We start from the raw sequence: 13,936 nt of genomic DNA, 5'->3' as shown, positions 1-13,936 counted from the left end.
ACCGCGCCCCCCGGGACGGCTCACAGCCTCCCGGCGGGCGCGGTGTCATGTCGCCGCCCCGGCACCGTGCCGGCGCCTGCGCGACCACCACCGGTACCCGGCCAGTGCCAGCATCCCCAGCGCCGCGGCGCCGCCCACCGCGGACCCGGCCTTCAGCCCCGGCGGGGTGAAGTCGCAGCTGACGGTGCGCGACGTGCCGTCCAGCGGGACCGACAGCAGGCCCAGGTGGTTGCCGGCCGGCCGGGCGCCGCCGCCGCCCGTCGAGCAGCTCCACCCCTCGATCGCCGGGGCGGCGATCAGGGCGATGCCGGTGCTGCCGGGCGGCAGCTGCGCGCTCAGGTGGATACCGGACACCGAGACCCGTGTGGCACCGGTCGCCTTCAACTGCGCCACCCGGGCGGCGAGCTTGGCCCGGTCGAGACAGCCGACCGGCTCCCGCGGCAGCGCTCCGGCCCCCAGAGCCGTCAGCTCCACCCGGACGTCGCCGGAGGCCGGCGCCGCCCCCATCGGCTGGACGGTCGCGCGGTTCTGCGGCGGGCGGGCGTCGAAGCGCACCCCGGCCGACACCCCGTGCAGCCCGCCCACCCCGGCGAAGTCCGGCACGGACAGGAACACCTCGCTGCCCGCCGGGCAGTGGGCCCGCAGCACCTGCGTGGGCCCCCACTTGCCCGCCTCGCGCGCCCTGACCCCGTACTGGCCGGTCAGCGTCAGCCGCGGCACGGTGCCGTCGGCTTCCCGCACCTCGACCTCGGGGATGGTGTAGACGGGGGCGCCGAGCAGCGCCTCCTGGTTGCGGAACGTGTTGTCGCCGTACGACTGCGGCCCGCCGGCCGGGCGGACGGTCACCAGCGGCGGGACGTCCATCCGCGAGACCGTCACCGTCGTCGTGTACGGGCCGCGCAGCGGGTGCCGGAACGGGTCCTGGTCGGAGTGCAGCCGGGCGCCGACCGAGAAGATCGCGTCCGTGACCGGCCCGTCGATGCTGCGCGGCGACCGGCCGCGCGAGGAGTAGCCGCCGCCGAGCGCGGTCAGCGTGCTCGCCCAGACCTCCGAGGTGAGGCTGCTGTAGTACTGCGCGCCCTGCCCGCCGACGACCAGCGGGTCGTTGCCGACCGTCTGCCAGATGCCGGGGTCCGTCCGGTACGCGGGCCAGCCGTCGGACCGGGCGACCGCGGCGCTCTGCACGTCCTGGCGCTGGCCCCACGGCCCGTAGTCGTCGAGCCGCCCCAGCCGCGCCTTGTCGTACGCCGCCTCCGCGACCGCGGACTCCCCCACCTGCGCGCCCACCAGCAGCACCGCGGCCAGCACCGGCACCCAGCGGGCGGTGCGCCGCCGCGCCTCGGCCGTCCGCAGGAGGACGAGGCTGCCCAGCACCAGCGCGAGGGAGAGCGCCAGCAGCGGCACCGTCCAGGACTCCGCGACCACGCTGGTGCCGCCGACGGCGGCCACCACCGCGAGCAGCCCGGCCCCGCCCAGCAGCGGCCGCCACCCGGGGACGCCCTGCGCGAGGGAGAGCCAGCCGGCGATGACCAGCAGCCCGCAGAGCACGAACGTCTGCCGGTACGAGCTGCCGTTGGGCGTCGCGAACGCGTGCCAGGCCAGGTGCGTGGGCTTCCACTGCATGGAGAGCAGCACCAGCACCACCAGCGCGCTCCACCCGGCCCGCTCGCGCCGGGCGACCGCCGTGTTGAACGGCAGGGTCAGCGCGAGCAGCAGCGCGGCCGTGCCGACCCAGACGGCGGGCGTCTCGAAGGTGTACGTGCCCGGCAGCAGCCGCGCCAGCACGTCGGGCACGGCGGCGGGCGCGAAGGTGTTGACGCGGCCGGGGTGCGCGAGCTTCGTCGCCTTGAAGACGACGAGGATCAGCGGTGCCGCCAGCCCGATGCCGAGCAGCACCGTCGGCACGGCCCGCCCGAGCACGGCGAGCCTGCGCCGCACGTCCTCCCGGCCGAGCAGCAGCCGCAGCAGCAGGACGAGCGCGGCGCCGATCGTCGCCATGTACGCCGTGTAGAAGTTGGCCGTCCAGGCGAGCGCGACGACCAGCGGCCCGAGCACCGGGCGCCGGTTCGTCAGCGCCCACTCCCCGACCAGGCACAGCAGCGGGAACGCGATGAGCCCGTCGAGCCACATCAGGTTGTACGACGCCTCGGCCATCGACCAGCCGCAGAGCGCGTACGAGGCGCCGAGCGCCCCGGCCGTCCACCAGCGGCCGCCGCGCAGCGTCAGCAGCAGGAACGCCATCGCGGCGCCCGCCGACGCCATCTTCAGGACGGTGATCACGTACACCGCCAGGTCGATCTCGTCCCGGGGGAAGAGGGCGACCAGCAGCGCGAAGGGGCTGCTCAGGTACGTGCCGAGGTCGGGGAGGAAGCTGGAGCCGTACCCGGACTGCCAGTTGACGAGCAGCCCGCCGTCGGCCCTGCCGTGCAGCAGGTCCCACAGGTGGGCGTGGAACGGCACGAACTGGTTGCCCAGGTCGCTGACGCTCCGGCTGTGCCGCCCGAACGGGAAGGTCGTCGCGACGGCGTCGCCGACGCAGAACGCCAGCGCGGTGATCGACGCGGCCAGGGCGGCGGCACGGCGGCGGATGCGCGGGGCGGTCTCCGGGGCGGTGGCGCTGGTGCTGCTACTCGTGCTGCTACTCGTGCTGCTCATGGTGTCGCTGGTGGCGCTGTCACCGGCCTCTTGCGAGGCGGCTTCCTTCGTCGGCATGGCTTCCTCCGAAGGGGACGCTAACGTGCCGAAAGCCCGGATTCCCCCCGGGACCCGAATGCCCGCTGAGCCGACGCTCCCGCTTCAACGGGTGTTCATCGCGCGTTCCGTCAGCGCAGGGAACCGAAGAACCGCCGAATGTCTCCCACCAGCAGTTCGGGCACCTCGAGCGCCGCGAAATGGCCCCCTTCCCGGAACTCCGTCCAGTGCGTGATGTTGTTCGCCCGCTCCGCGAAGCGCCGGATGGACAGGAAGTCGTCGGGGAAGACCGCGACCCCGGTCGGCACGGTGTTCGGCTCCTCCCGCTCCCACGCGCCCGAGCGGCTGTCCTCGTAGTAGATCCGCGCGGCGGAGCCAGCCGTCCCGGTCAGCCAGTACAGGGCGACGTTGGCCAGGAAGGCGTCGCGGTCGACCATGTCCACGACGTCGCCGAAGTTGTTGAACAGCTCCGCGTTCCAGGCGAGCTGCCCGGCGGGCGAGTCGGTCAGCCCGTACGCGAGGGTCTGCGGCCGGGTGGACTGGATCGCCTGGTAGCCGTCGCGGGTCCTGAACGTCCCCAGCACGCCGAGCCGCCGGTGCTCCTCGGGCGTCAGCTCCGCGAGCTCCTTCTCGTCCCCGCCGGGGAACGCGAAGACCTGCGTGACGTGCGTCCCGACGAGCCCGTCGGGACGCAGCACCCCCAGCTCCCGCCCGACGAGCGAGCCGACGTCACCGCCGTGGGCGCCCCAGCGCCCGCCGTACCCGAGGCGGTCCACCAGCTCGATCCAGGCGCGGGCGACCCGGGTCCGGTCCCAGCCGGGCTCACGGGTCGGCCCGGACAGCCCGAAGCCGGGCAGCGACGGCACGACGACGTGGAACGCGTCGGCCGGGTCGGCGCCGTGCGCGCGGGGATCGGTCAGCGGGCCGATCAGGTCGAGGAACTCGAAGACCGAGCCCGGCCAGCCGTGCGTCAGCACCAGCGGCAGCGCGTCGGACTCGGGGGACGTGACGTGCAGGAAGTGCACGTCGGTGCCGTCGATCCGGGTGACGAACTGCGGGTGCGCGTTCAGCCGCGCCTCCTGGGCGCGCCAGTCGAAGCCGGTCCGCCAGTACGCGACGAGCTCGCGCACCCAGGCGACGGGGACGCCGTAGTCCCAGTGCGCGTTGAAGGACGTCAGCTCGTCGGGCCAGCGGGTGCGGGACAGCCGCTCGTTCAGGTCGTCGAGGTCGGCCTGCGGGAAGTCGACACGGTAGGGGTGGATCTTCGGGTGGATCGTCCTCTGCTGCTTCATACCGGCACGGTACGAAGCGATGCGGTCAGCGAGGGTCCGCGTCCGCGGTCCACCGGAAAGTCCCCATGACGGCGTCGAACAGCTCCACCATCAGATCGGCGAGCCGGGGTTCCGCCCCGGCGGTCGGCGTCGAGAAGGCGGCGGCCAGGCAGCGGCCGGGGGCGTCGGGCAGCGGCAGCACGTAGTCCACCCGCCGGGCCTCGCCCAGGACGTACTCACGCCGCTCCCTCCGGCCGCCGATCGCCAGCTCCGACACGACGAACGACGCCGGCGGCGGTGCGGCCGCGCCCCGCGGCCGGACGGGGAGGTAGAGGTCGATCCCGGCGCCGTCCCGCCGCGCCCGCACCGCCAGCTCCCGCAGCCGCCCCTCCAACCGGACCCGCAGCCGCGCCACCGCGTCCCCGCGCGAACCGTCGAAGGCCGCCGCCACGATCCCCCGGATCGCGTCCTCGGTCCCCGCCCGCAGCGGGATCCGCCCCCAGCCGGGAGGCAGCACCAGCCGGTACCCGACAACCGTCACAACCGCTCCCTTTTTTTATGTCTGTGACCTATGCCAGAACAGATCGTTCCACAAGAACACAACCCCACAGGAGTCCGGACAAATGTCCAACACATGCGCCAATGCTGCTGACTTGAAGGTCGACGGCCGTCTCCTCGACGCCTCGGAACACTCCCTCGCCTCCATCCGAACCGCCCTGCAGCGCTGCCCCGCGACGCAGGACGCCCTCGCCCACGCCGTCGGGGAACGGCGCATGGCCGACGTCATGCACACCTTCTCGGACAACTGGAAGGACAACCGCAAGGAGACCCTCTGGAACCTCGGCCAGGTCCTCAACCTGATCCGCGAGACGAAGGCGGCCTTCGCCGCCGTCGACCGCGAACTGGCCGCCCGAGCGAAGGGCTGAGCCCACCCGATGCCCCGCCGCCCCCGCGACTGGCACCCCCTGCGCACCGAGGACCGCTACGCCGACCCCACCCCCGGCTCCCCCGCCGACATCCGCACCGGCCGCCGGACCCTGACCGACACCGCCATCGAGATCCGCACCCAGATCGCCCGGCTCCGCGCCCTGTCCGACGGCACCGGCCTCAAGGGCGAGTACGCGGAAGCCCTCCAGGACGGCGCGGAGCGCCTGCGCGACAAGCTCGGCAAGGTCGCCGACCGCTACGAGAGGGTCGCCGTCAAGGTCGCGGCCTGGGCCGAAGCCGTCGACGACGCCCAGCACCAGACCACCGACGCCCATCGCGCGGCCACCGCCGCGCACGACATCATCACCCCCCTCGACGCCCTCCCCGCGGAGGATCTGACCCCCACCCAAAAGAGCGACCTCGACCACGCCCGCGCATCACTCATCCGAGCGCAGGCCGCCTTCGACGGCGCGGTGCTGGACTACGAGTCCGACGCCCGCCGCATCTCCGGCGCGATCGAGGGCCTCCTCGACGACTCGCTGGAGGACTCCTACTGGAGCTGGACCTCCAACCTCCTCGAACGCAACGCCGCCTGGATCAACGAGGCACTGGAGATCATCGGCTGGATCGCCACAGCCGTGGCGATCGCCGCCGTCCTCATCGCCTGCGCCCCCACCGCCCCGGCATGGCTCGCCCTGGCCGCGTCCTGGGCCATCGCCGGCGCAGAAGCCGCCACCTACGGCACCGCCCTCATCCACACCGCCCAAGCCACCACCGGCAACGGCACGTGGGCCGACGTCGGCCTCGACATCGTCGCCATCCTGACGCTGCGGATGGGCAAGGCGGCGGAACAGGGGGTGACGGCAGGCGTCGACGCGACGAGGGCTGCCTCGCGGCAGGCGGCGAAGGACGCCGTGTCGGCGGCGAGGTCACAACAGAGCGTGGCGCGCGGCGAGATCGCGCGCGAGCTCCAGAAGAAGGGCATTTCGAAACCACGACGGCAATTCCTGCAACGCCAGCTGAAACTCATGGACGCGCGGGCCCGCGCGGCGGCGAAATACCCGTCGCAGCATGAACCGGAAGTTTCAGCTGCGGATGTATTCAATGCAGGAGGCTCACGCGAGTCCGCGATCTCTCGAAAGATCAACGCGCATGAACTCGCCAAGCATGCCGATAACTCGGCGGTGCAAGTGGCAACCCAGCGGGTCGAAGGCCACGCAGTGAGAAATCGGAGGGCGTTTGCCCTCGGTTCAACAGCCGACCTCGCCGACAAGAGCAGCGGTAGCAGCGGAATCTTCGAAGAGAAGCCCAGCTTGACGGCCTACGACGACGCAAAGAGCACCTTCCAGTTCCATACCGGCTGGCTCGATCCCGACGTCGGACCGATGACCACCTCAGGAGCGAAAGCATGAGCTGGGTCGATACCTACTACTCGTTGGACCGGTGGGCTGACATCACGCCACCTATCGTGTGGCCGGACACTTCCTGGGGCACGCGGGACATGTGGGCCCGGTCGACGGCCGAAACAGTTCTGCTGCTGCGCGGACAACCGCATCGCTGGCTCGCGAACCGACACCTGGCCAAACGACTTCTGCAGGCCTACGACGTCTACGCTAGGCGGCCGCTCGGCAAGCACACCTACATCCACCTGGGAGACCTGCGGCAGCAATTCCTACCTGTCACCGTCTCGTACGGTCCCGCGGAGGGTGATCGAACCCGCGCGCTCAGACGCCTAGCCCGCGCTGACGACCCCGACCTCCTCCGCCCGCCCCACCTCGAAACCTTTCACGCCGGCCACCTCGGCGAGGGCCTAAAAGCCCTCGGGCACGTCGTCCTCGACGACAACGAGATCGTCGCCAACCTCTGGTACGCCTTCCGCGAGGAAACCCACGCCCTGGACGTCGTCGTCTTCGCCTCGACAGGCGATCTGGTGCGCCTCAACCACCTCATGCCCGACATCGATGCCCTCGTGCACGGCATCAAAGTGCGGGCGGATGACGAGGACGGGTGGTGGGCCGGGGTCGCCGATGACATTCCCTCCGACGTCGAGGGCTGAACGGCTGAACGCGGTGACCACGCAGGAGGGGGGATGGCCGGGGCCGGCCATCCCCCCTCGGCCTAGATAACAAGGCTGAGCACCGCGGCCACCGCGAAGCCCGTCACCGACAGCACGGACTCCAGGACCGTCCAGGACTTGAGGGTGTCGCGTTCGGAGATGCCGAAGTACTTGGAGACCATCCAGAAGCCGCCGTCGTTCACATGCGAGGCGAAGATGGAGCCCGCGGAGATCGCCATGATGACCAGGGCCAGGTGGGCCTGGGAGAAGTCGCCCGCGGAAAGCATGGGGGCGACGATGCCGGCCGTGGTGACGATCGCGACCGTCGCGGAGCCCTGTGCCACGCGCAGGACGACCGAGATCAGCCAGGCCAGGACGATGATCGGCAGGCCCGCGCTGTCGAAGGCGTCGGCGAGCGCCTGAGCGACCCCGCTGCCCTTGAGGACGGCGCCGAAGACGCCGCCCGCGCCGACCACCAGCAGGATGTTGCCGACCGGCTTGAGCGAGGCCGTCGAGACGGTCTCGAGGGACTTGCGGGACCAGCCACGGCGGATGCCGAGCAGGTAGTACGCGAGGAAGAGGGCGATCATCAGGGCCACGAAGGGGTGGCCGAAGAACTCGATGACCGAGCGGCCGGTGCTCGGGTCCAGGGCGATGGAGGAGAACGTCGCGCACAGGATCAGGAACAGCGGGGTGCCGATGATGGCGAGGACCGTGCCGAGCGAGACGGGGGTCTCGACCGGGGTGACGCCCGCGGCCTGCTGCTCGGCGGCGACCGCCGCCTTCGCCTCGTCGGCGGCGTCGACCATGTCCTGCGGCACCGGGACGAAGATGCGGTTGCCGATCCAGGCGGCGTAGACCCAGGCGGCGATGACGGACGGGATGCCGACGGCGGCGCCCATCAGGATGACCCAGCCGAGCTGGACGTGCAGCAGGCCGGCGGCGGCGACCGGACCCGGGTGCGGGGGCAGGAACGCGTGGGTCATGGAGAGGCCCGCGAGCAGCGGCATCGCGTAGAGGACCATCGACTTGCCGTTGCGCTTGGCGGCGGCGTAGACGATCGGCGCGAGGACGAAGATGCCGACGTCGAAGAAGACCGGGATGCCGAAGATGAGGCCGGTCAGGCCCATCGCGATGGGGGCCCGCTTCTCGCCGAAGGCGCTGAGCAGCCGGGCCGAGAGGGCTTCGGCGCCGCCGGATATCTCCAGGATCGCGCCGAGCATCGTGCCCAGCGCGATGATGATCGCGATGTGGCCGAGGGTGCCGCCCATGCCGGTCTCGATGAGCGACGTGGCGCTGGACTTCTGCACCGTGCCGAAGAGTTCGGTGACGGACAGGCCCGCGGCGAGGCCGACGGCTATGGAGACGCCGAGCAGCGCGACGAACGGCTGGACGCGCGCCTTGATGATGAGCAGGAGCAGCAGGCCGATGCCGAGGGCGGCGACGGTGAGCAGTCCGGCCGTGCCGTGGATGAGCAGGAGGAGGCCGCCGGTGTGCGGCACGGGTGGTGGTGGGTCCGCGGCGAGGGTGGTGAGCGGTGAGAACACGTGGGGACTCCGTATTCGGTCTGCGGGCAGGGGGGACCGCGGCACGGCGCCCGTGGCGCGGGCGCCGTGCCGTGCGGCGGCTGGGGGTGGGTGGTGCGGTGCTGCAAGGGAGGGACGGTCAGCCGAGGACGGCCAGCGCGTCGATCTCGATCAGCAGGCCGGCGGGGAGGCCGACGTAGACGGTGGTGCGGGCCGACGGGGCTTCCTTCAGGCCGGCGAAGTACTCGTTGTAGATCTCGTTGAACTCGGCGAAGTGCGCGGTGTCGGTGAGGTAGACGCGCGTCATGATGACGTCCTCCCAGGAGGAGCCGCCCTCTTCGAGGATCGCCTTGACGTTGGCGAACGTCTGGAGGGTCTGCTCGCGCAGCGTCGGTCCCGCGGGGGTGGGCGCCTGGCCCTCCACCGCGGGAAGGAAGCCGACCTGGCCGGCGACCTGCAGCAGGTTGCCCTTGCGCACGCCGTGCGAGAACTTCGCGGGCGGGGTGGTGTGGGTCGCCGGGGTGATGGCGGTCTTGGTGGCGGTCGTGTCGCTCATGGGGTGTCCTTCGAAACGGTGTTTCCTGAGTACTCCCGGCTGATGGCCTCCGCGGTACGGAGGATCAGCGGGCGCAGTTTGAGCAGTTCGTCGGCGGTGACGACGACGTTCGGCGCGGAGACGGACATCGCCGCGGCGATCCTGCCGTCGGCGCCCCTGATGGGGGCGCCGACGCAGTTGATGGATTCCTCGTGGCCGCCGAGGTCGGTGGCCCAGCCCTGCTCGCGCACGCGCAGCAGTTCGGTGAGGAATGCGGCCGCGTCGGGGGTCGACCTGGCCGTGTACTTGGGGTATTCGAGGCGCTCGGCGATGGAGCGGCGCTCGGCCTCGGGGAGGTCGGACAGGAGCAGCTTGGCGACGGCGGCCACGGTGATCGCGACGGGCTTGCCGATCCGCGAGTACATCCGTACGGGGTACCGGCTCTCGACCTTGTCGATGTAGACGACCTCGCCCTCCTCGTAGACCGCGAGGTGGACGGTGTGGCCGATCTTCTCGTTGAGCGCGAGGAGGTGCGGGTGGGCGATCTCCCGGACGTCCAGGGTCTCCATGGCCTGCTGGGCGAGGGCGAAGAGCCGGGCGCCGAGCCGGTAGCGCTGGTCCTCCTGGCGGTAGACCATGCCGTGTTCGTGCAGGGTGCGCAGCAGCCGGAGCGCCGTGGACTTGTGGACGTCGAGGCGGGTGGCGACCTGTTCGAGGTTGGCGGGTCCCTCCGCGAGCAGCGGCAGGATGCGCAGCGCGCGGTCGACTGTTTGGCTCATCTGTCCTTCTCCGTCCATCCGGCCCGATCCGTCCATCCAGGGCCCAGCCGCAGTGTCCCCCACGCCTCGTCGCCGAGGGCGACAAGCGCGTCGGCGTGGGCGCGTGCGGGCGGGGTGCCGAGGTCGCCGGGGACGGTGAGGGCGGCGGCGGCCATCACGTGTCCGTGGCGGAGCCGGTCGGCGAGGGGCAGTCCGCGCAGGGTCGCGGAGAGGAAGCCGGCGGCGAACGCGTCGCCCGCGCCGACCGGCTCGACGACGTCGACGGCCAGGGCTGGGACGAAGGTCGCGGTGTCGCCGGTGAAGGCGGTGGCGCCGGTGCTGCCCTGCTTGACGACGAGGACGGCGGGCTCGGGGAGCGCGGTGCGGACGGCGGCCGCGTCGGCCAGCCCCCAGGCGTCCTGCGCCTCGTCCTCGCCGACGAAGACGATGTCGCAGCCCCGGGCGAGTTCGGCGAGCAGCCAGGGGTCGTCGCCGGTGCGCCACAGGGCCGGGCGGAAGTTCACGTCGTACGAGACGAGGGGCCGGCCCGGTTCGCGGGCGACCAGCGAGCGCATCAGAGCGCGGCACTCGGGCGACAGCGCGGCGGTGATGCCGGACAGGTGCAGGATGCGCCCGGACCAGGCGTCGCGGCGGTGCACGGTCTCCGGCGACATGGCGGCGGCCGCGGAGCCGGCGCGGTAGTAGAGCACGGCGGTGCGGTCCGCCAGCTGCTCCTTGAAGTAGATGCCGGTGGGGCGGTCGGCGTCGCGCTGCACGGCGGTGACGTCGACGCCGGTCGCGGCGACGGCCTGGATCAGGTGGTCGCCGAAGCCGTCGCCGCCGACGCGGCTGATCCAGCGGGCGCTGTGGCCGGAGCGGGCGAGCGCGCAGGCGACGTTGGACTCGGCGCCGCCGATCCCGCGGTGGAAGGAGGGCACGTCGGCGAGGCTGCCGGGCTGCGAGGGCACGAAGGTGACCATGGATTCGCCAAGGCACGCTACGTCGAACTGCGGGCCGCTCGGGACTGCGGTCACGGTCGCTCTCGCTCCTCATCGTGTCGGGGTCCGGCCCCTGCGGGCTCTGGCCGGTGCTTCACACACCGTTGACCCGGTGCTTGCCGGGATGTTAGACAGCTCAAAGCACGACATGCAATGCACGTTGCACATGATGCAACGTAAAGGTCCGCGCAGAGATTCTCCAGGAGGTTCCATGGACGTCGCGAAGACGACCGAGCGGCTGCACGAGGAGCGGGTCGGCTTCCGCTTCAAGGGCCTGCCGCCGGACGCCGCGGAGCTGACCCTCGGCGAGCTGGCGGCCGAGCGGCGCTCGCTCTTCGACGGCGGCTTCACCACCCCGGTGCTCACGCTGTCCGCCGAGTCCCTGGAGCACAACCTCGCGCTGATGGAGAGCTACTCCGAGAAGTACGGCCTCGCCTTCGCCCCGCACGGCAAGACGTCCATGGCCCCGCAGCTCTTCGCCCGGCAGCTCGCCCGCGGGGCCTGGGGCATCACGGCGGCCGTCCCCACCCAGGTGCGGGTCTACCGCGCCCACGGCGTCCAGCGGATCTTCCTCGCCAACGAGCTGGTCGACGCGGCCGCGCTGCGCTGGCTCGCCGCCGAACTCGCCGCCGACCCGGAGTTCCGCTTCGCCTGCTACGCCGACTCCGTGCGCGGCGTGGAGCTGATGGACGCGGCGCTCGCCGGAGCGGGCGGCAGCCGCCCCGTCGACGTCGTCGTGGAGCTCGGCGAGCAGGGCGGCCGGACCGGTGTGCGCGGTGCCGCGGCGGCGGCCGAGGTCGCCGACGCCGTCGGCGCCGCCCGCCACCTGCGGCTGGTCGGGGTCGCCGGGTACGAGGGCGAGATCCCCGTCAAGACCCCGGAGACCGTCCGCGACTGGCTGAACCGGCTCGTCGCCCTGGCCCGCGACTTCGACGCCGCCGGCCGCTTCGCCGACGCCGACGAGATCGTCCTCAGCGCGGGCGGCAGCGGCTGGTTCGACGCCGTCGCCGAGGTGTTCCAGCCGGTGGACGCCGCGGACTTCTCGAAGCCGCTGCTCAAACTGCTCCGGTCGGGCGCGTACATCACCCACGACGACGGCCACTACCGCGAGATCACCCCGTTCCACGACCGCATCCCGCAGGAGGGCGCCCTCCAGCCCGCGTTCCGGCTCTGGGCCCAGGTCGTCTCGAAGCCGGAGACCGCGCTCGCGTTCCTCAACGCGGGCAAGCGCGACGCCTCCTTCGACCTCGGGCTGCCCGAACCGCAGGTCGTCCGCGGCACGGACGGCGTGCTGCGCCCGGCCGCCGGCCTGACGGTGACGGCCCTCTCCGACCAGCACGCGTTCGTCGCCATCGCGCCCGGCTCCGGCCTGGAGATCGGCGAATGGGTCGGCCTCGGCCTCTCCCACCCCTGCACGGCCTTCGACAAGTGGAAGCTGCTGCCGCTGGTCGAGGCGGACGGCACGGTCACGGAGTACATCCGCACGTACTTCTGACCCTCCCCACCGAACGAGCAAGCGAGCAGAGGAAAGGCACCGGCATGGATCTCGTGTTCCGCGACGTGAGCGTCATCGACGGGAGCGGGGAGGCCGCCTACCGGGCCGACGTCGGTATCGACGCGGGCCGGATCGCCGAGATCCGGCGTGAGGACGAGGCACGCTTCGGGGGCGTGCGGATGTCGGCCGCCCGCGTCGTCGAGGCGGGCGGCCTGGCGCTCGCGCCCGGGTTCATCGACATGCACGCGCACAGCGATCTGGCCCTGCTGCGGGACCCCGACCACTCCGCGAAGGCGGCCCAGGGCGTGACGCTGGAGGTGCTGGGGCAGGACGGGCTGTCCTACGCGCCCGTCGACGACCGCACCCTCGCCGAGGTCCGCGCGCAGATCACCGGCTGGAACGGCGACGGCTCGGACATCGACTTCGACTGGCGCAGCGTCGGCGGGTACCTGGACCGGCTCGACCGGGGCATCGCGGTGAACGCCGCCTACCTCGTCCCGCAGGGCACCGTACGGATGCTGGCGCTGGGCTGGGAGGACCGCCCGGCGACGGCGGCCGAGGTCGAGCGGATGAAGCGACTGGTGGCGGAGGGGCTGGAACAGGGCGCCGTCGGGCTGTCGTCCGGGCTGACGTACACGCCGGGGATGTACGCCTCGGACGCCGAACTCACCGAGCTGTGCCGGGTGGTGGCCGCGTACGACGGCTACTACTGCCCGCACCACCGCTCGTACGGGGCCGGCGCGCTGCGGGCGTACGAGGAGATGGTGGCGCTGACCCGGGACGCCGGCTGCGCCCTGCACCTGGCGCACGCCACCATGAACTTCGGCGTCAACAAGGGCAAGGCGCCCGACCTGCTGGCGCTGCTGGACCGCGCCCTGGACGCCGGCTCCGACATCTCGCTCGACACGTACCCCTACCTCCCCGGCTGCACGACCCTCGCCGCGATGCTCCCGAGCTGGGCGACGGAGGGCGGCCCGGAGGCGACGCTCGCGCGGCTGCGCGACGACGCGACGGCGGAGCGGATCCGCCACGTGATGGAGGTCGACGGGGCGGACGGCTGCCACGGCGTGCCGATGGACTGGGCGACGATCGAGATCTCCGGGGTCAGCGACCCCGGGCTCGCCGGCTGCGTCGGCAGGACGGTCGCGCGCAGCGCGGCCGAGCGCGGCGAGGAGCCGTTCACCACGGCACGGCGGCTGCTGATCGCCGACCGGCTGGGGACGACGATCCTGCAGCACGTCGGCCACGAGGAGAACGTCCGCGCCATCATGCGGCACCGGGTCCACACCGGCGGCAGCGACGGCATCCTGATGGGCTACAAGCCGCACCCGCGCGCGTACGGCACCTTCCCCGAGTACCTGGGGAAGTACGTGCGCGAGCTGGGCATCCTCTCCCTGGAGGAGTGCGTCGCCCACCTCACCTCCCGCCCGGCCGCCCGGCTGCGCCTGCCCGACCGCGGCCTGGTCCGCGAGGGCTTCCGCGCCGACCTGGTCCTCTTCGACCCGGCGACGGTGGCGGCCGGCTCCACCTTCGCCGCCCCCCGCACCCTCCCGACCGGCATCCCGCACGTCCTCATCGACGGCCGCTTCGTCATGGAGGACGGCCGCCGCACGGACGTCCTGGCCGGCCGCTCGATCCGCCGCGCGCCGGCACGGCGCCGCTAGCCGCGCCGCGGCCGG

At 72.3% G+C, this 13,936-nt stretch carries 12 protein-coding genes; 5 read left to right on the top strand and 7 right to left on the bottom strand.

Translation table 11 applies throughout. The annotated features are described in order from the left end of the window. Nucleotides 1-45: 45 nt before the first annotated feature. The 3 genes from ABZ721_RS27795 to ABZ721_RS27785 all read right to left on the bottom strand — a co-directional run bounded on the left by ABZ721_RS27795 (nt 46) and on the right by ABZ721_RS27785 (nt 4,503). Nucleotides 46-2,712 carry a YfhO family protein gene (locus ABZ721_RS27795; protein WP_358791456.1) on the bottom strand — a complete coding sequence of 889 codons (2,667 nt, stop codon included), beginning with the start codon at nt 2,710-2,712 and terminating at the stop codon, nt 46-48. Nucleotides 2,713-2,822: 110 nt separating this feature from the next. Beyond that, nucleotides 2,823-3,983 carry an epoxide hydrolase family protein gene (locus ABZ721_RS27790; RefSeq protein WP_358791455.1) on the bottom strand — a complete coding sequence of 387 codons (1,161 nt, stop codon included), beginning with the start codon at nt 3,981-3,983 and terminating at the stop codon, nt 2,823-2,825. Between the two features lie 25 nt (nt 3,984-4,008). Further along, nucleotides 4,009-4,503, bottom strand: a complete 495-nt coding sequence (locus ABZ721_RS27785; protein ID WP_358791454.1) for a hypothetical protein — start codon at nt 4,501-4,503, stop codon at nt 4,009-4,011. Nucleotides 4,504-4,585: 82 nt separating this feature from the next. Between ABZ721_RS27785 and ABZ721_RS27780 the strand changes: the two genes are divergently transcribed. From ABZ721_RS27780 to ABZ721_RS27770, 3 genes are read left to right on the top strand one after another with little or no spacing between them, the layout of a single operon-like run. Then, nucleotides 4,586-4,888, top strand: coding sequence for a hypothetical protein (locus ABZ721_RS27780; protein WP_358791453.1), 303 nt, complete (start codon nt 4,586-4,588; stop codon nt 4,886-4,888). A gap of 9 nt (nt 4,889-4,897) precedes the next feature. Next, a complete protein-coding gene (locus ABZ721_RS27775) occupies nt 4,898-6,301 on the top strand; it encodes a hypothetical protein (RefSeq protein ID WP_358791452.1) in 1,404 nt (467 codons plus the stop codon). Then, a complete protein-coding gene (locus tag ABZ721_RS27770; protein WP_358791451.1) occupies nt 6,298-6,945 on the top strand; it encodes a hypothetical protein in 648 nt (215 codons plus the stop codon). Before ABZ721_RS27775 ends, ABZ721_RS27770 begins: the two co-directional genes overlap by 4 nt. A gap of 62 nt (nt 6,946-7,007) precedes the next feature. Here ABZ721_RS27770 and ABZ721_RS27765 read toward each other — a convergent pair whose 3' ends face one another. The 4 genes from ABZ721_RS27765 to ABZ721_RS27750 all read right to left on the bottom strand — a co-directional run bounded on the left by ABZ721_RS27765 (nt 7,008) and on the right by ABZ721_RS27750 (nt 10,798). Further along, nucleotides 7,008-8,492, bottom strand: coding sequence for a gluconate:H+ symporter (locus tag ABZ721_RS27765; RefSeq protein ID WP_358791450.1), 1,485 nt, complete (start codon nt 8,490-8,492; stop codon nt 7,008-7,010). Nucleotides 8,493-8,610: 118 nt separating this feature from the next. After that, nucleotides 8,611-9,027: a RidA family protein gene (locus tag ABZ721_RS27760; RefSeq protein ID WP_358791449.1), complete on the bottom strand. Its 417-nt coding sequence runs from the start codon at nt 9,025-9,027 to the stop codon at nt 8,611-8,613. Beyond that, nucleotides 9,024-9,785 carry an IclR family transcriptional regulator gene (locus tag ABZ721_RS27755; protein ID WP_358791448.1) on the bottom strand — a complete coding sequence of 254 codons (762 nt, stop codon included), beginning with the start codon at nt 9,783-9,785 and terminating at the stop codon, nt 9,024-9,026. Before ABZ721_RS27755 ends, ABZ721_RS27760 begins: the two co-directional genes overlap by 4 nt. Continuing rightward, entirely contained in the window at nt 9,782-10,798 is a 1,017-nt protein-coding gene (locus ABZ721_RS27750) for a sugar kinase (RefSeq protein ID WP_358791447.1), read from the bottom strand. Before ABZ721_RS27750 ends, ABZ721_RS27755 begins: the two co-directional genes overlap by 4 nt. A gap of 175 nt (nt 10,799-10,973) precedes the next feature. On the opposite strand from ABZ721_RS27750, the gene ABZ721_RS27745 reads away from it, so the two are divergent. Then, on the top strand, nt 10,974-12,257 hold the full coding sequence (locus tag ABZ721_RS27745; RefSeq protein ID WP_358791446.1) for an amino acid deaminase: 1,284 nt from the start codon (nt 10,974-10,976) through the stop codon (nt 12,255-12,257). A gap of 44 nt (nt 12,258-12,301) precedes the next feature. After that, nucleotides 12,302-13,921, top strand: coding sequence for a D-aminoacylase (locus ABZ721_RS27740; protein WP_358791445.1), 1,620 nt, complete (start codon nt 12,302-12,304; stop codon nt 13,919-13,921). Nucleotides 13,922-13,936: the final 15 nt, after the last annotated feature.

The sequence above is a fragment of the Streptomyces sp. NPDC006733 genome (assembly GCF_040636125.1).
Taxonomy (GTDB): Bacteria; Actinomycetota; Actinomycetes; order Streptomycetales; family Streptomycetaceae; genus Actinacidiphila.
This window is presented reverse-complemented; position numbering and strand designations above follow the sequence as displayed.